General features: G+C 67.3%; 12 protein-coding genes. 10 read left to right on the forward strand and 2 right to left on the reverse strand.

Translation table 11 applies throughout. The features are described from left to right. The first annotated feature begins 273 nt into the window (after positions 1-273). From ACH49X_RS15290 to ACH49X_RS15330, 9 genes are all read left to right on the forward strand, one after another. A complete protein-coding gene (locus tag ACH49X_RS15290; RefSeq protein WP_357205232.1) occupies positions 274-1,737 on the forward strand; it encodes an MDR family MFS transporter in 1,464 nt (487 codons plus the stop codon). Positions 1,738-2,326: 589 nt separating this feature from the next. After that, a complete protein-coding gene (locus ACH49X_RS15295) occupies positions 2,327-3,379 on the forward strand; it encodes a hypothetical protein (RefSeq protein ID WP_357205234.1) in 1,053 nt (350 codons plus the stop codon). Between the two features lie 116 nt (positions 3,380-3,495). Next, on the forward strand, positions 3,496-4,389 hold the full coding sequence (locus ACH49X_RS15300; protein WP_195077660.1) for a hypothetical protein: 894 nt from the start codon (positions 3,496-3,498) through the stop codon (positions 4,387-4,389). Between the two features lie 2 nt (positions 4,390-4,391). Continuing rightward, positions 4,392-6,386 (forward strand): ThiF family adenylyltransferase, encoded by a 1,995-nt coding sequence (locus tag ACH49X_RS15305; RefSeq protein WP_195077661.1) that lies wholly within the window; start codon positions 4,392-4,394, stop codon positions 6,384-6,386. Between the two features lie 451 nt (positions 6,387-6,837). Next, complete coding sequence (locus ACH49X_RS15310) at positions 6,838-8,370, forward strand: hypothetical protein (RefSeq protein WP_357205237.1); 1,533 nt, start codon at positions 6,838-6,840, stop codon at positions 8,368-8,370. Next, on the forward strand, positions 8,367-9,620 hold the full coding sequence (locus ACH49X_RS15315; protein ID WP_357205240.1) for a KH domain-containing protein: 1,254 nt from the start codon (positions 8,367-8,369) through the stop codon (positions 9,618-9,620). Before ACH49X_RS15310 ends, ACH49X_RS15315 begins: the two co-directional genes overlap by 4 nt. After that, entirely contained in the window at positions 9,617-11,563 is a 1,947-nt protein-coding gene (locus ACH49X_RS15320; RefSeq protein ID WP_357108796.1) for a vWA domain-containing protein, read from the forward strand. The genes ACH49X_RS15315 and ACH49X_RS15320 overlap by 4 nt, the downstream gene beginning before the upstream one ends. Before the next feature lie 218 nt (positions 11,564-11,781). Further along, positions 11,782-12,897 carry a hypothetical protein gene (locus tag ACH49X_RS15325; RefSeq protein ID WP_357205243.1) on the forward strand — a complete coding sequence of 372 codons (1,116 nt, stop codon included), beginning with the start codon at positions 11,782-11,784 and terminating at the stop codon, positions 12,895-12,897. Positions 12,898-13,014: 117 nt separating this feature from the next. Beyond that, positions 13,015-13,266 (forward strand): CsbD family protein, encoded by a 252-nt coding sequence (locus tag ACH49X_RS15330; RefSeq protein ID WP_195077666.1) that lies wholly within the window; start codon positions 13,015-13,017, stop codon positions 13,264-13,266. 78 nt (positions 13,267-13,344) lie between these two features. Here the strand turns inward: ACH49X_RS15330 and ACH49X_RS15335 are convergent, their stop codons facing one another. Further along, positions 13,345-14,535: a lipase family protein gene (locus ACH49X_RS15335; protein ID WP_357205246.1), complete on the reverse strand. Its 1,191-nt coding sequence runs from the start codon at positions 14,533-14,535 to the stop codon at positions 13,345-13,347. Positions 14,536-14,735: 200 nt separating this feature from the next. Between ACH49X_RS15335 and ACH49X_RS15340 the strand changes: the two genes are divergently transcribed. Continuing rightward, positions 14,736-15,734, forward strand: coding sequence for a YdcF family protein (locus ACH49X_RS15340; protein WP_357205248.1), 999 nt, complete (start codon positions 14,736-14,738; stop codon positions 15,732-15,734). A 1-nt stretch (position 15,735) separates the two neighbouring features. Here the strand turns inward: ACH49X_RS15340 and ACH49X_RS15345 are convergent, their stop codons facing one another. Beyond that, complete coding sequence (locus ACH49X_RS15345; protein WP_195077669.1) at positions 15,736-16,476, reverse strand: glucose 1-dehydrogenase; 741 nt, start codon at positions 16,474-16,476, stop codon at positions 15,736-15,738. Between the last annotated feature and the right edge of the window lie 402 nt (positions 16,477-16,878).

The raw sequence follows: 16,878 nt of genomic DNA on the forward strand, positions 1-16,878 counted from the left end.
GTCTGCCGGGCGTGCCGAGGTAGTGACCAGGCTCACGATTTGGTCTCGGTGGCTGCGGGCGCGAGCTGTTGACCAGCGGGTTACGGGTAGATTGCGGACTCGGGCGGCGGGAAAACCAGGTGATTTGTGTCGGTGCCGGGCGGAATACTGACCCGCGCCCGATGAGTTCGACCGAGTGACGACGTCTCTACAGCTGTGGCGCCGGGACGCGATCCGGTGACTCGGCAACGGGCCACATGTTCTGTCAACGACCCATGCCTCCGGAGGTATCCGATGTCCGCCGCACCATCCGTTCCAGCTTCGGGAGGGCGGACGCCGACCGTCATCCGGGTGCTGGTTCTCGCTACCTTCGTGGTGATCCTGAACGAGACCATCATGATCAACGCGATTCCGCGCTTGATGTCGGATCTGGCGATCACCGACCGGGCGGCGCAGTGGGTGTCGACGGCGTTCATGCTGACGATGGCGGCGGTCATCCCGACCACCGGCTGGTTCCTGCAACGCGTGTCGACCCGGCAGGCGTACGCGGCGGCGATGGGCGTCTTCCTGGCGGGCACGGCGTTGTCGGCGATCGCGCCGTCGTTCGCGGTGCTGCTGCTCGGCCGGATCGTGCAAGCCTTCGGCACCGCGGTGATGATGCCGCTGTTGATGACCACATTGATGACGGTGGTGGCCGAGCACGACCGCGGCAGAGTGATGGGCAATGTCACCTTGGCCATCTCGGTGGCGCCCGCGATGGGGCCGGTGATCTCCGGCGGTGTGCTGCAAATCGCGTCGTGGCGTTGGCTTTTCGTGTTGGTGCTGCCGATCGCGGGTGTGATCACTTGGCTGGGGCTGCGGCAGCTGGAGAACGTCGGTGAACCGCAAGCCGGGCAGATCGATGTGGCCAGCGTGGCGCTGGCGGCGCTCGGGTTCGGTGGACTGGTGTTCGGGCTCAGCCGATTCGAAAGCGACGACGTCGCAGGCCCGATCGGCATCGTCGCCGTGGGCTCGGCGCTGATCGCCCTGTTCGTGTGGCGTCAGTTGCGCTTGCAGCGCACCGGCACCCCGCTGCTCGATCTGCGCGTTCTGCTGTCGGGCACCTACGCCAAGGCGTTGATCCTGATGTCGGTGGCGTTCATGGCCATGCTCGGGTCGATGATCCTGCTGCCGCTGTACCTGCAGAACCTGCGCGGACTGAGCCCGTTGGCCACCGGCCTGCTGGTGATGCCGGGCGGTTTGGCGATGGGTCTGCTCGGACCGACGGTCGGTCGCCTGTTCGACCGGTTCGGCGGTCGCTGGCTGGTGATTCCCGGGTCGATCGGCATCGCCGCCTCGCTGGCCGGGTTCACCCAGATCTCGATGACCATGCCGTACTGGCAGCTGCTCGGCCTGCACATCGTGCTGATGGTGTCGCTGGCGGCGGCCTTCACCCCAGTGTTCACCCTGGGTCTCGGTGCGCTGCCGCAGCATCTGTACTCGCACGGCAGTTCCATGCTCGGCACCTTGCAGCAGGTCGCCGCGGCGTTCGGCACCGCTCTGGTGGTGACGGTGATGTCGGCGCGCGCCACCTCGCTCGCGGCCGATGGCGCCGACCTCGTCGCCGCCCACCTCGACGGCATGCGCCTGGCCTTCCTCGTCTCGGCGGCGCTGGCGCTGATCGTGATCGTCATGGCGGTGCTGCTGCCGGGCCGGTCCGCCGCACCGGAGGGAGCGGAGGAGCCGGAGTCCGCGGCTCCCGTACTCGCCAAGCACTAACGGATTCCCACACGGCGATGGCCCTGGTCGCATCGACGGCCAGGGCCTTCGGCGTATGGACAGCCGCTGGGTCGGCATTCGACACTCCCGTAGACACGCCGAGGCGGTAACGGCGGTCCGTTCGGTTCCGATCGGTCTGTCACAGGGGCTCGTCAGATGACGTACCGGCTGGCAGGGTGCGGATTCGCCACGCTGCCGCGAGTGCGTCTCCGGCGGAACCCGGTACGGGGCACCTCGAAGACGGTCCGCACGCCGACTATTCTCGACGGAGCTGGCGGCGGACCCACACAGGTCGCCGTCACGCCGTCCCCGCGTACCCCGCATCCGATGCCGAGGATGCGAGTCACCGGAAGGACACAGGCTCAGGCTTGGTCGGCCGCACCGTCCAGGTCCGTGGCACCGGAGAAGCGACCAGCGCATCCGGTGCCGATAACCGGGGTTCAACAATTCGCGCGGCTCGTGGCCGCGCTGCTTACGAGCGAGGTATGGCCTCGCTACCACCCGACCGGTTGTCCCGGGGCGCTACGGTGTTCCCCATTCGAACGTCCGGCCTGGCGGGGCCCGCGTCGGCTGCGACATCATCGCGTGGGTGCTGCGCGGCAGACCGGGCAAATGGGGCTGTCAGGGAATATGGTTCGTCGACTCGCGAGGCTCGAAACCATCTGGTTCTCCGGAACGGCCGCAGGTGGAACCGAGAACGGGAGTGACCCACGTGATCAAGATACCCAGCAGCGACCACGTCGAGCCCGCGCAGGCACGGCTCGGCCGTTCCTCGCGCGGATCCCGGGTCGCCGGCACGCCGCCGCGGATAGTGGCGACCGCGCATGACGCCAGTTCGGCCGACGAGCATGTGCTGTTCTGGCTGGCGGCGACGGAGTTCTTCGTGCCCAAAGTGGAATCAGGTTGGCGCCGAGTCGATCTGGTCGCTCCGTCCGGCGGCGCGGCGCGGTCGGCCCTACCCGTCCGAACGCACTACTCGGTGGTCTTCGAGGCCACTTTCGACAGCCGGTTGCGCTACGACCCAGTCGTCGAAGCGCGCGCCATTCGTGGTCAGCTCGATCGGCCACCGGACGTGGCAGTGGCCGTCGTGGCTCCCACCCTGGAGGTTTCGGTGGCGACGCAGCACGCGATCGCCTATGAGACCGGACTCGAGCTCGGTGCGACCGACATCCGGGTGGTGACGTTGTCGGAGCGCAGGTCCAAGCTCAGCGACCGCAAACTACGCAAGCTCGAAAGCCCCGAAGCCGGCCGTGGGACGGCCGAGCCGGCCACCATGGCGATCGAACGGGCGCTGGAAATTGTCGCGGGCCGAGCCGACGGGGAGAGGGTGGATCGAACGGCGGCGGCGTTCGTCTACGCCTATGTGTCGCGTCGACCGCGCCGAAGCCCGTTTCGCTGCACGCCTTTGCAACGGAGCATCCTCCAGGTTGTCGCGGCCGGATCGATCGTCCCGACGACCGCCGCCATCGCGGGCGCGGTGTACTCGACGGAGAAGAAGGTCAGCGAGAGCATCGCGGAGTTGGTTGCTCAACTGGTTCCGCCGACGGCCGATGGAGACCGGGCCCGAGACGGGCACCAGCGGCTGTATTGGCTCATGCACCGGTATGGCGCTTGGATCCGGCTCGTGGATGGACGTTCGTAACGAGGGGCGAGCCCGCGAACCGGCTGAATTTTGCGGGCACTGCTCCATACGCGGCAAGATATTTGGGGGAATCAATCCTCTAGAGCCGCACCTAGCTGTAGCTCGAAAATTGCCCCATGACAGATGAGGATTACCCGTGGGATCGTTCGGAACCGGTTGAATCGGACGCGCCGATACCCCGTTCCATGGTCTTCGACAGTCCGCCGACCAGTAGCGACATCGTGCCGCGCCCGCCGTTCGCGCACGAGGAGGATGTCGTCGACGGAGGTCTGACCGAGACGTCCGTGCCCGGACGCCATCCCCGGGTCGAGGTCGCGCGCGACGGGTCGATCGATATCGTCGATGCCGAGAGCACAGCCAGGGAAACGGTGGCCGAGGTCACCGGCGACACCTTCTATGGCCTGCCGTGGCGCCGGACCCGTGATTCCGGGCGTTTCGCCACGGTCACCGGCCTGACCATGGCGGTCGATCTCAACGCGATCGCAGACGCGGTCAAAGAGGCGCAGCGCAACGACGGGCAGCCGGACGATCCGACGAAGCACGTGTACGTCGGCAGGGAAGGCGAGCTGTTCATGGGCGATGACGCCACCGGCGGCGAGCGCATCGCCGAGGTCACCAGCGACACGTTCTACTCGTCCGGCCGCATCGCGACCGAGTCGAGTTTCGTGCGGTCCAATATGCCGCGCAACACCGTTCGAGTCTCGGACGGGACCTACAACGGTTGGCATTTCAGCATCACGAACGAGTTCGGCGACAAATACAGCCTGTTCCTCTACTACCACGAAGGCTATGGGGTGTATCGGGTGGCGCTGGTCGAACCGCGCCTCGGCGGATCGGTGGACCCGCACGGCAGTCACCTCTGGCCCGACGGCACACTCTGCCTGACCAAGCGGGACGGCAGCGGCTACCCCAGCATGGCCGCGACCTACGCGAAGGCGGCGCTGTGGACGCGGGGCGCGTCGTGCTATCGGCGTGGCCACGGGTTCCAGTTCAACGTCGGACAGGACTGACCATGACGAACCTCGAGGTCGCGTTCCACGACACCGTGCTCTGGGAAATCGACAGCTTCATCGCCGCCCATCCGCCCGAGCGTGGCGGAGCCCTCGTCGGGCCGGTAGGGCAACCGGTGGTCTCCCGGTTCGTTCCCGATCCCCACGCCGCGGTTACCGGCGTAACGTACACGCCCTCGCCGACGTTGCGGCAACGGGTCGCGCAGACCGAGCGGTCCGACGCGAATCTCGAGTTCAAGGGCATCGTGCATTCGCACCCGATAGGCATCGACCATCCCTCGGCAGGCGATCATCGAGCCTTCGCCGACCAACTCGGCAAAGCGCCGTGGCTCGGACGGATGATCTGCCCCATCGTCACCTCGCCGGGTGGACGGCAGCTCCTGGATGAGCATCGGGTGGCACTGGGGTCGGGCACGCTGTCGGTGTATGTGGCGGAGGCGCGAGTTCGCGGAGCGGTGCGAGTCGAACCCGCACGGCCGCGGGTGATCCCGATCTTCCGTGACACGAACCTGCTCGCGCGCAGGCTCGGCGCGCGGGTGGAGTCGCCGGTCTCCTACGCCACGATCGACGGTGTGCTGTACGCCGTCGTTTCGCTCAGCGAGCGCAGTGCCGATGTCACCGCGTTGTTTCCCGCGCTCTATCCCACTGTGCCGCCGTTGGTGCTGCTGACCCGCCGGGCGGGACGACCCGGCCCGCTCGCGGAGATCGCCGCGGGCCTCGGTTCCTCTGCCACAGTCGCGTTGCCGCTGGCCTGGAGCCTCAACACCGATGAGGGATCGCGTCTGGCGTCCGCGCTGGACGAGGCCATGGCGAGAGATACGGTGCGATCCGGCAGGCACCCTACCGTTCCCTCGGACGCATCCGCTTCCGAGGGATCAGACGCCGCTCGTGAGGGTCTGCGGGCTCGCCTCGACGGGGCGGCCGCTGCCACGCTGCGGACTGCGCGGGTGCTGATCGTCGGCCTGGGTTCCGGCGGATCGCAGACCGCGGAGGCGCTGGCGCGCGCGTCCGTGGAGCGGTTCACGCTGATCGATCCGGATCGGGTCGCGCCGGAGAATCTGTCCCGGTCGGTGTACGACCTCGCCGATGTCGGCTCGGCCAAGACCGAGGCGCTGGCTTCCCATCTGCGGGCGATCAACCCGGCCGTGACCGTCGATACCCGCACTGCCGCACTGAGCGACGTCCCGGACCACGAACTGCTCACCATGATCCGCGATTGCGACCTGGTGATCGCGGCCACCGACGACCCGAAGGCGCAGCGGGAACTCGACCACCGCGCGTGGACTCTCGGCGTGCCCGCCGTCTTCGGCGGCGTCTACGCGCGCGGACACGCGGGGGAGGTGGTGTTCACCGTGCCCGGGATCACCCGCTGCTATCGGTGCGCGGCGGCCAATCGCCAGGCGCGGGAGCGTGATTCAGCCGGTCTCGACTACGGCACCGGCCAGTTGATCGCCGAGCCTGCGCTCGGCGCCGACATCAGCCATATCGTGACGGCGTCGGTGAAGATCGCCATCGGACTGCTGGAACTCGGACATGCGGGCGCGCCCGCCCATTCCGCCGGGAATCTCGTGTCCACCGCGTTGATGCGCGGGTACCAATTCCTCATCCTCTCCACCGTTCCCGGCTACGAGTTCTTCCCCCGGCTCTTCGGGGACGCCGCCGCGCAGCACGGGTATCAGTCGGTTTGGCTCAGCGTCCAAGGCGACCCCGAATGCCCGACCTGCGGGCGGAACCCGGTCGGAGCCGAGGTGGATCTCACGGGGGCGCCCGATCTGGCGGCGCTGCATCCGGCGGACGACGAGTGCGCCGGTGCCCCCGCGCCGCAGCCGGAGGACGAACCCAAAGCCGTGCGAGACACGGTCTCGGAACCCGAAGACCCGGTCGAATCGCCGGTGGCGCTGCCCGAACTGGGCGACGCGGCCGCGGTGGTCGCCGACAGCCCGAGCGATCCCGTGGCTGTGGAGCTGTCCGTCGCGGAGAGCGGGGAGCAAGGCTGACGGGAGGTGGACAGGATCGTCTCGCACGCTGGGCGTGGGTCCGGGTGCGGGCGATCCGACCGCAGGCCGATTGGAATTTGCCGGGGGAGGCGGATGCTCGGCAAGATATTGCTCGACACTTGTCGGTCTCGGTGAGAAATAACTTCTTTCATCTGCCTCCATCGATGTAGCTCGGCGGTAACATGATTGAGAGTATGACCGGAGACAGGGACGTACATGTCCGCATCTCCGCCGGGGTGATGAGGTATGTATTGTGCTCGTGAGCGCTTACAGAAATGCGCCGTTGCGGCATCGAATTCTGAAGGGCTACGTGATCGCCGCGGACGATGTCGATGAAATACATCGAAAATTGCAGCGGTCATTTGTCGCGTCATCGCCATCCGGCGATGATTTTCCGCGAGTGTATTTGAAGGCGAATCGGCCTGGCTGTCTGTGGATTGATACGGGACCGGTGTGGGTCAGCGAGCCCGCGCAGCGTTCCGCGGTTGTCGACGGCTTGGCCGAGTCCGTCTCCGCCGCCGCGGAGCGGGTACGGCAGGCCGGTGGGACGATGCTGCCGTCGGGCGTCTCCTGGGGCGCCGCGCCGCATCGCCTGCTGTGCGAGGACGGGCATGCCATCGAGGTCGCCGATGATCTCCAACGCGAGATCCTCAGCAACCTGATCCGGCGCTACGTCCCGGAGCTCATCGCACTCAGTGGGCGTGCGCTGTTCGTCGCGGGCCGCGTCACCGGCCGTGGTTCGCTCCGTTTGGCGGAGTCGAAAGACCAGGTCTCGACTCGGTATATCGCGTCCGCCTCCGTCCGGCACCTGCGGCGGGTCGAGCAGGCGCTGCGCCGCGACGATCGCGTATCGGGCTTCGCGGTGATGGACGTGAATCCGGTCGGCGACGGCGAGTTGGGGATTCCGAATGTCAGCCTCCGATGCATCGATGCCCAGGTTTTCCCGAGTTCCGCTGTAGCGCAGGCTGTTCTGCTGCAGGCACTTGCGGTGCGCGCGCGGATGATGGGGCGCGAGGGAGGGCGCATGTCCGCCCCCAGGCAACAGATGCTCGATCGGAATCGAGCCAACGCCATTGCCAAGGGCATGGGCGGGGAGTTCGAGCACGAAGCCGACGAGCGGCGCAGGACGCGGGAACGGGAACAGGGAACCGTTCGCCGCTCGGCGGCCGAATCGGTGGCCGATCTGCTGGAGGACCTGAGCGCCGAACTGTACGCGATGCAGATCGAGCCGCGCGAGATCCTGCCGTTGCTCTCCGCTCCGGCGCTCGCGTCGCTGCACCCGGAATACGCACAGACCGAGAACGATCTGCTCGCGGCCTGGGGCCGAAAGCACCGACTCGGAAGCAGCGAGTTCGCGGCGCTGCTGCGGGACCGGGCGGCGCTGGCGGACGACCAGGTGACCAGGCACAACAGGCAGGTCGCTCCGGGCAGCCTGGGAACTCTGGAGGCGGCTTGGCGAACCAGACTGGCCGCTCAGCGGTCGAGGCATCCTGCGGCGAACGGGCGGAGAGCGCCGGTGCGTCCCGCCCGTCAGCGCAGGCCGGACGAGGAGATCATTCGCGAGTTCGACGAGCTGACCGAGCAGCGCGACATGGACGACAGGCTGCGCGTTCTGCTGTCCGGCCGCCCGCCGCGCAATCTGGCGCCCGCGCTGTCGCGTCTCGGCCGCGGCAAGGAGATCCGCCGGGTACTGCGGCAGCCGAACGCCACGGTGCTCGTCCTCGGCGGACCGGCGGAAATCGGCGATGGCGTACCGGACGAGCTGAGCAGCCTGCTGTCGGACAACGGCCGGGCCTGCGTGCGTCTCGATGTGCCCGAGGACGAACGGAGATCCGCGGTGGACGCGTTGCTGGGCTTGGCGCGCAGACTGCCGAAAGGAGTATGCGCCGGATTGATCACCAATCAGACCTACGCGCGCAAGACCGATCGCCGCGCCAACGTCGAAATGATCATTTTGGACTCCGACGGAGGGGCGCAGGCATGAGTCAACCCGTCAACGTCGTGCTGGATATCCGGCAGACGAGCAATCCGCCGACCGATCTGGCCGGATTACGCGCGCTGTGGACGCAGATCGAACAGCAGCTGGCCGGCGCAAGTCTTCGCGGCACCGAGAAGATCGTCGTCCCGCTGCGGGACAACCGGACCTGCGTGCTGTGGGTACAGGATCGACTGTGTGCTCCGGCCCGGGTGGACGCCGACACGACCTTCTCCATACGCGGCGTCCTGGAACCCGCGATGGTCCGGCACAAGTGCACGACCTGCGCGGCCTCGGGCCGGGTCACCTACGCGCCGTTCCTGTGCGCCGGATGCGACCAGGGCGATCGGCAGGGACGCGTGTGCGACGAGCACGCCGTGGTCCTCGAAGGCCGGATGACCGCGACCTGTGCGCGTCATCGGCCGAGTTGCGCGTGCGGAGCAGCGGCTACGTTCCGGTGCAACGGGGACAACTGCCGCGGCCGCAACGCTTTCTGTGACCGGCATCGCGTCGCGCATCCCGGCGCCGCCGACCTGTCGTACTGCCCGGACTGTTACCGGAAGGAATTCCCGGAATGCGCCGGACCGGGATGCACCTCGACCGGGAGCATCGCGTGCGAGTTCGTCACCGACGGCAGGACTAGGACCTGCGGGAACGCGGCGTGTGCCAAGCACGCTTATCGCTGGCAGATCTTCGGCCCCCACAAACGAGGGCTGGGGCTGTGCCCGGAACACGCGCGCCGATTGAAATCGCTGGAGGACCGCCAGATCGTCTTCCAGATCGTGGCGGGAACCGCGAACCGCCGGCGCGGCCCGCGCACCGGAGCCAAGCGCGCCTATATCAGTTTGCCTCGGCTGACGATCGTCAGGCATATCGTCATCAACTCCCGCTCGCGCAAGCTGGACATAGCTTCCATCGACCGGATGTTCGCCGAACTCCAGCGCGAGAGCCGCACGGAAAGCGTGATGCGTCGCCTGTTGCAGGAACAGGAGAAACTTCGCGCTGCGGACGTGGCTGCCGCCGCCATAGCCGAGCGACGTGGCCGCGAACTCTTCGATCGACTCACCGCTTGGTTGCGGGCGCGCGGCCGCGCCGAGGTCGCGGACCACATCGGCTTCTCGGACTACCGGCCTCGGTCCAACCTGTTGTTTGTGCATGTCGAGCCGGACTACAAGGGCAGGTTCATCGGCCGCGGCGGCGCGGAGCGTCGAGCGGCGTCGAAAGCCCTCGGTGTCGAGGTCAAAGTGGAGGAGAGATGACATCGACCGTATGGGACAACCGGCGGCACACATTGCAGGTCGCGAAAGGCGACGGTCTCGTCGGCGCGAATATCGTCGCGGTCCGCTCCGTGGACGGCCACGGCACGGCCGGTGGGGCGGACATCGCGCGGATCGGCGTCTTCGAGGTGGGCGCCGGCTCGTCACGGCAGGCGACGGTGCGGATCGTCGTCTCGCCTTCGGTCCCGGAGGGGTCCGTCGTCGTCAGCACGGAACTGGTGGACCAGCTGCGGCTGGAAGTGATTGATGAGCACGGATGGCGCCTGAGCACGCTGGCTTGCGAACCGGCCGCGCGGATCGTCCTGGAACCGCTCACCGAGAACCGCCTGGACGACGTGTGCAAGCAGCTGCGCAACGCGCAAGACCTTGTGGGACAACAGGTTCATCTCGGCGGCGATCCGTGGGTATCCGCCGACGGCGAGTCGTTCCGGGTGCGTCAGGTTTTCGACCGCTCCGGGCGGGAGCGGACGGACCTCTGCTACATCGACACCGAGACCGAACTGGACGTGTTCCTGGCCGGCAATCGCAACGGGGTCGATATCGTGATCCTCGCCGATTGCAGCGGGTCGATGGGCTGGAGCGACATCGCGTATCAGGCCGAGGTGGTCGGTTTCGGGTCGCAGCGGCGATCGAGCTTCATCTCGCGGATGGAAGCTCTGAAACGTTCCCTCCTGGATATGGTCGAGATCCGTCGGCATGTCACCGGCCGGGTATCCCGTATCGCTCTGGTGAAATTCACCACTACGTCGATGTGCGTCTTTCCCCGGTCGGGCTCCATGGCCGAGATCCAGGGTCCTGACGACGAGCGGACCCTGCGGGACTTCCAGGGCGCTATCAGCCTGCTGCGACCGGAGAACGCGGCGACCGACATCGGGCAGGCACTGCATTTCGCGTCCGACTTGCTGCACCGCCATGGCGTGCCGGGTAACGACCGATTGATCGTCCTGGTCAGTGACGGAGCCGACTGGCACGAGCAGGGCGAGGAAAGCGCGGGAGAGGCCGTGGTCGCGGTGACCGACCCCGTCTCGCTGATGGAGGAACTGCACGAATTCCTGAGCATCAACCTTCATGCCGTCGGAATCGGTGAGCGCGACACCTTCATGCGCTGGTGGCGGACGAACCGTCCACCGGGCGAGGGCGATCCACAGGAATGGTTGATCCCGAACCACACACTGCTGCGGGAGTTGGTGCGGGTGGGCGGTGGCGACCCGAGCCGGACCGGCGGTGTGGACGTATTGCACGGATATTTCGCGGATCTGGGCACCGGCGTCGCGCACCACGTCGGCAAACCACCCGGTCCTCGCGGCGGCAGGTTGCAGTCGACGATCGACATACTTCATCCCGCGGGTCTGCGAGTCGATCGCGAGGCGAGGCGGAGACTGGAGCAACTGTCCGAAGAGTTGCTGGATCTGCGGACCCACCTGAACGATCTCTCGCGCCGATGCGGTGCGGATGAACTGTTCGGTTCCTTGCACGAAGACAGGCTGCTCGGGCTCGGGCGTCCGCTGCACGGCGCGCACGACTTCACGGCCTGGATCATTCACTGCCAGCAGGCTTTCGGCGAGGCGTTGGACAAGCGACTCAAGGGCGAGCTCCCCAAGAAGCCCGAGGATCGGTATCCGATCGACGGGGTCCGCGAGGCGATTCGCGATTGGCGGATGGATGCCGTCCGGCGGTTCCGGAACAACGACGGTCACGCCTCCATCAATCCGGAGGATGCCGAAATTCTCGGGGGAATCTGCCTCAGATTGACCGGAAGGAAAGTCCTCGCGAACGACGACGCCGAGTCATGGACGAAATTGCAGGTCGGTCTGCTGACCGGCGTCGCCGAGGTGCTGCGCAACGTCAAGACCGTGCTCGAGAACGCACCGCTGTCCCCGAAAGCGGAGCAGTTCGCCGCCGCGTTCTCCTTCGAAGGCTACTAGGCCGGTGACCGCCGAAATCAGGAGAAGCCGTGGCCGCTGATGTATTCGCATGCCTGATCTTCCAGGTGCGCTGGACGGCCGATCGCACGCCCTCGGCCTGTGGCTGGTTCCCCGGCCCGTTTCCGGTGCCGATCCCGAAAATCGGCTCCGTAGCCGAGCGCGGGGGCGAAGCGGCGGTCGCCGACCGCACCGCTCGAGCCGGGTACTTCTCGGCCCGCGTGCACGACGCGCTGTACGGCGCACAGTATGCGGTGGGGGGCACCGGCCGCTGGTACCGGCAGACGATCGGAGCGGCGCCGGACCTGCACGGTGCGACCGTCCACGGCTGGGAAGTGCTGCTGAGTCCGGAAAGTGCTTACGCCGTCGCGCATGTACAGCTGTCGGAGCAGCCCGTCGAGGTCTTGTCCGAATTGACCAAAGCGCGCGGCGACGGCCGCCGATGGTTGTCCGCGCTCGTCGGCGAGGTGTCGTTCGAGTCCGGGCGACCTCGCGTCGTCAGCCACCTCCACTGGGCAGGCGATCGGATGCCGGATCCGGTTCCCGACCCGACGACACTGGGGTGCTGGTCGGAAACGCGACGGTGGCAATGGTTCCTGGCGTCCGGCACGTCCGTAGCCGACGGCCTGCCCGACCCTGGCGATCCGGGAATTTTCGACGATACCGTCCACCTCTCGGGCGATTGGCGCGCGCTCGTTCTGCGTGACGGTGTGAACTACACCGCGCTGACCTCGACCGACACCACCGACTTCCACACCGTCGCACGCGCTTACGTGCGGTCGATCCACTTGGACGCCGTTCTGCTCGGCTCACTGCAACTGAACGCCTTGCACCGCATCGCAGATAGCATCGCGGACATCCGGGTGGACCGCACCGGGGCGGGGCCGGTCGAGACGCTGGAAGCCGAGATCCTCGATACGCGCGCGAAACTATGGTGGAACAACGTCTCCGAACGCGGGGTGCAGGTCGCGGACGTGCTGCGTGCCTTCCAACGCCAGCATCGGATGACCGAACTCTACGCACAGGTTGTCGCCGATCTGGACGATATCTCGCGCTATCTGCAAGCTCGTCGCGCTCGTCTGGAAGACGAGGCGCTCGCCGAAGCAAAGGCACGGCAGCGCCGCACCGAGGAACGCCGACGTATCTTCGAGGACCGCGATCGCCGCAATCAGACCACCATTGCCCTCATTTCGTTCCTGCTCCTGCCATTCGCCGTCACGTTCGCCGGCGCGGCTGTGCTCACAGATCCGAGTGTGGCCGCCTTCGCCGGGAGTATCGTCGCGGCCCTGGTGCTTGGGCTGATCGTCGCCACCGTCTCCGCGCTGCGCGATCGGTGAGGGCAGCCGCCGCACCGGCGTCGATGCGCCGTTCGGTGGCGACGGTCACAGCATGATTGTCCGCGCCGGAGGCGGGTATGCGACGCATGTCAGCCGACGAGGAATTGGGAGGTAGTGATGCCGGAGCATCGGAGCGGACCCCTGGAAGCTGTCGAAGGGGTTGTCGAGGATGTCAAGGGGAAGGCGAAGGAAGCCGCTGGCGTCGTCACCGGTGACGCGGACCTGAAGAACGAGGGTCGCGCTCAGCAGGACAAGGCCGAATCCCAGCGCGATGCGGCGCAGAAGGAAGCCGAGGCCGAGAAGGCCCGCGCCGAAGCGGATCTGGACGAGGCTCGCCAGAGCGCGTACGAGAGCGGCAAGGACGCCTGACTCACGGCGTGAGATGCGATATGGCCGTTCGGTGACGGCCAGGTACCGGCCCGGCGGTGAGTTACCGCCGGGCCGGACTCAGCAATTGCTCGGCGCTGGAACGCCCTTGAAGCGCGCTTCCAGCCAGCTGAGGGCGGACGGTATGCCGAGCACCGCCGCGGACAGATGATCCGGGCTGAGGAATTTCTCGTATTGCACTCGGGTGCCCGCGGCGCAATATCGCCGCACCGTGTTGTCCACCGAGTCCACTGGGATGAGAGAGTCCTGCTCCGCACGCCATTGGTAGACCGGCGTGGCCGGGATGTCTCCGTAAAGTTCCAGGCTGTTCTCCTCGAGCACCTTGCGCGCGCGTTCGTCGTCGGCCAGCGAATTGGAGGCCGCGACGTCGACGATGCCGCGCCCGGCCCCGACCAGCAGGATCTCGTTGGTGCAGCTGTTGGCGATTCGGCCGCGAACCGACAATCCGAGCGAGTTGAGCTGATCGCTCACCGGCAGCCGGGTCGGGTACTCGCGCTCCAGTCCCAGGGCGGCCGCGAAAGCGAGACCGAACACCGCGTGCGGTGCATAGCCCAGTCCCTCGATCATCTTGACCAGATTCATCGGCACCCCGCCCGACGCGACTCCGACGAGCGGCAGTTCCGGCGCATAGGTGGGCGCCAGCGCGGCCGCCCATGCGCTCGCCATGCCGCCGCCGGAATATCCGAGCAGGCCGATCGGGCTGTCCGCCAGGCCGAGTTCCCCGACCTGCCGTGCGGCGCGGAGGCCGTCCAGCGTGATCATCCCGCCCAGTTTCGCGGCGCCGTACGCGCTGGTCGGACCCAGGTGGTCGGGGAGAGCGACCGACCACCCGCGCAGCAGCAGAGCGTTGAGGGCGGGCGCTTCGCGGATCTCCAGGTTGGGGTCGCTGGTGTAGAGCACGCGGGACACCGTGCACTGGGTGCCGAGCGCGTTGATGATGTGCTGATAGGACAGCAGCGGCCTACCGGGAGCGGGATTTTGCGGGGTCAGGACGGTGGTGGTGGCCGCGATCGGCTCGCCCGCCGAGTTGGTGGAGCGGAATTTGATCATCGTGACCGTCGAGCCGGGGAACGTCGGTAGGGCGGGCATCGGCCGCACGGCGAGGACCTCGCCCGGTGCGGCTCGGTCCAGTCCGGCCGGAGCGGCGTAGAACGGATCGGGATCCGGTGCTGGGTAGATCGGTTGCGCCGCGGCTTGCGGTGCGATCACACAGAGGGTGGCCGCCGCGGCGGCGATGAATAATCGAAGCATGTTTTTCGTCGACTCCCCTTCATCACAACGTGCTGTTCCGTAACGCTGGTGTGCTGAAGCCGAATGCAGCCGGACACCGGTCGTCTACGACCGATGCCCGGACTCGCACACTGTAGGGGAAAGATCGGGAAAAGCCGAGGTCGCCGCGCCGCTCGTGGACGGGGGCGGCGCGCCGCGCACCCCTCGGTTACCGTGGCCCGGTGCTTCTGCTGGTCGGCGTGGTCCTGCTCGGTGTGTTCGCGGTGCGATTCGGCAGGGACCGCAGGCGGCTGGGGCACGGGGTGTTCTTGCTTCTGGGACTGGGGTTCGTGGGTGCTTGGGTGGTCGGCCGGATCACCGAGGGCGATGCCACCGTGGTGCTCGCACCGCTGACGGTGCTCCTGTCGCCGGTGCTGGTGCTGGTGCTGGCCGGGTTGTCCATCGCCAATGGCGCACAACTGGTGCGGCGGGAGGGGTGGCGTCTTCCGAATCTATTGCCGCTCGGACTCGGTTTCGCCCTGCTGGCGCCCTACGTGGTGCTCGTCTTCGCGCTGCTGACCGAGAACGTCTGGCTGATGGTGCTTCTGGCCTCGCTGACGATGGCGATCAGCTATGCCGGATTCCTGTTCGCGGCGTTCCTGTTGTACTCGCTCTGCTACGGACTGTTGCCCTACCGTCCCGGAATGGACGCGATCGTCGTGCACGGAGCCGGTTTGGCCGGCGGCGAGGTGCCGCCGTTGCTGGCCGCACGCCTGGATCGGGCGATCGAGGTCTACCGTGCCGAAGCCGATGCGGGCCGGGCTCCCTTGCTGATCGCCAGTGGCGGCAAGGGAGACGACGAGAAGGTCTCCGAGGCATCGGCCATGGCCGATTACCTGATCGGTCGGGGCGTGCCGGGAGACCGCGTGGTGCTGGAGGACCGGTCGGGGACGACCGAGGAGAATCTGCTCTTCACCAAGCGGCTGCTCGGCGAGCGCGGGCCCAGCACGCGAATGGTGCTGGTGACGAGCAACTTCCACATGTTGCGCACCGCGATCCTGGCCCGCCGCCTCGACCTCGACGCCGAGGTGACGGGCGCGGGAACCGCCTTCTACTACTTGCCGAGCGCCTTCCTGCGCGAATTCGCCGCGCTGCTGGTGGCCTACAAGTGGAGCAACGCGACCGTGGCCGTGGCGCTGGTGGCGCTGCCGCCGCTCGCGCTGCTGGCCACCCGCGGGTGAGTCAGAAGCTCTTGTGCGGGACGCCCACGGTCAGACCGCCGTCGATGACGAACTCGGCGCCGGTCGAGTACGACGATTCGTCGCTGGCCAGGAAGGTCACCAGCGCGGAGACCTCGGACGGGTCGGCGCCGCGGCCGAGCGGGATCTGCAGGAAATCATCCGGGATGTTCTCCGTCATCGGCGTCCGGATCAGGCCGGGGTGCACGGAATTCACCCGGATCTTGTACTGCGCCAGCTCCAGCGCGGTGGATTTGGTGAGCCCGCGCACGGCGAACTTGGTGGCCGTGTAGCCGTGCAGCCCGGGGCTGCCGCGCATGCCCTCGACGGAGGAGATGTTGATGATCGAGCCGCCGCCCGCCTCGATCATCGCGGGCGTCGCGGCCTGCATCCCGAGGAATGTGCCGGTGAGGTTGATGTCGATGATCCGCTGCCATTCGGCCAATTCGAAAGCCACCAGCAGGTTGCCGTTCACGATGCCCGCGTTGTTCACCAGTACGCTCAGCGACCCGAATCGCTCCACCGCCGTGCCGACGGCTTTGCGCCAGTCGTCCGGCTCGCGCACGTCCAGGTGGACGTAGGCGGCGTGGTCGCCGAGTTCCGCGGCGACCGCGGCGCCCTCGTCGTCGAGCACGTCGCCGAGCACGACGCGCGCGTCCTCGGCGACCAGGGCCTTGGCGTGCGCCGCGCCCATTCCGCGCGCTCCGCCGCTGATCAACGCCACCTTGCCGGTCAACCGCCCCATCCGGGGTACCTCCGTCTCTCGAATCGTCTGTAACACGTTACAGAAACACGCCTCGTGGTGGCGCGTCTCGCGACAGTAGCCCAGACGGTCGCCGGTGACGGCGCGATCGTCTTCGCGTCCCGGTGAGCGGTCCGTATGCCCGAATCGGGCCATCCGGAGCCGACGTGGCCGCGAAGGATCCGAACGTGCCGGTACGTCGACGGAGAAGGGTGGTGTTCACGGGAGCTGCGACGCCGCCTCGACGAAGTCTGGGCCGGGTCCCCTTCGCCGGGTCCTGACGGAGCGCGCGTGGTGCGCGAAGGTTCAGGCGCGTCCGCGTCGGCGGTCATGGGTCGCGACGGAATGGACAACTCGCCCGGAAGGCGGCACTCGGGATGCCTCGGCTGACGACCAGCGGTGGGC

The sequence above is a fragment of the Nocardia sp. NPDC019323 genome, from assembly GCF_044389845.1.
GTDB classification, from domain to species: domain Bacteria; phylum Actinomycetota; class Actinomycetes; order Mycobacteriales; family Mycobacteriaceae; genus Nocardia; species Nocardia implantans.

What these genes read in the sequence shown, in the direction of transcription:
- ACH49X_RS15315 (WP_357205240.1), top strand. Translation starts at nt 8,367, where the DNA reads ATGAGTCAACCCGTCAACGTCGTGCTGGATATCCGGCAGACGAGCAAT.
- ACH49X_RS15300 (WP_195077660.1), top strand. Translation starts at nt 3,496, where the DNA reads ATGACAGATGAGGATTACCCGTGGGATCGTTCGGAACCGGTTGAATCG.
- ACH49X_RS15335 (WP_357205246.1), bottom strand. Translation starts at nt 14,535, where the DNA reads ATGCTTCGATTATTCATCGCCGCCGCGGCGGCCACCCTCTGTGTGATC.
- ACH49X_RS15345 (WP_195077669.1), bottom strand. Translation starts at nt 16,476, where the DNA reads ATGGGGCGGTTGACCGGCAAGGTGGCGTTGATCAGCGGCGGAGCGCGC.
- ACH49X_RS15320 (WP_357108796.1), top strand. Translation starts at nt 9,617, where the DNA reads ATGACATCGACCGTATGGGACAACCGGCGGCACACATTGCAGGTCGCG.
- ACH49X_RS15290 (WP_357205232.1), top strand. Translation starts at nt 274, where the DNA reads ATGTCCGCCGCACCATCCGTTCCAGCTTCGGGAGGGCGGACGCCGACC.
- ACH49X_RS15305 (WP_195077661.1), top strand. Translation starts at nt 4,392, where the DNA reads ATGACGAACCTCGAGGTCGCGTTCCACGACACCGTGCTCTGGGAAATC.
- ACH49X_RS15330 (WP_195077666.1), top strand. Translation starts at nt 13,015, where the DNA reads ATGCCGGAGCATCGGAGCGGACCCCTGGAAGCTGTCGAAGGGGTTGTC.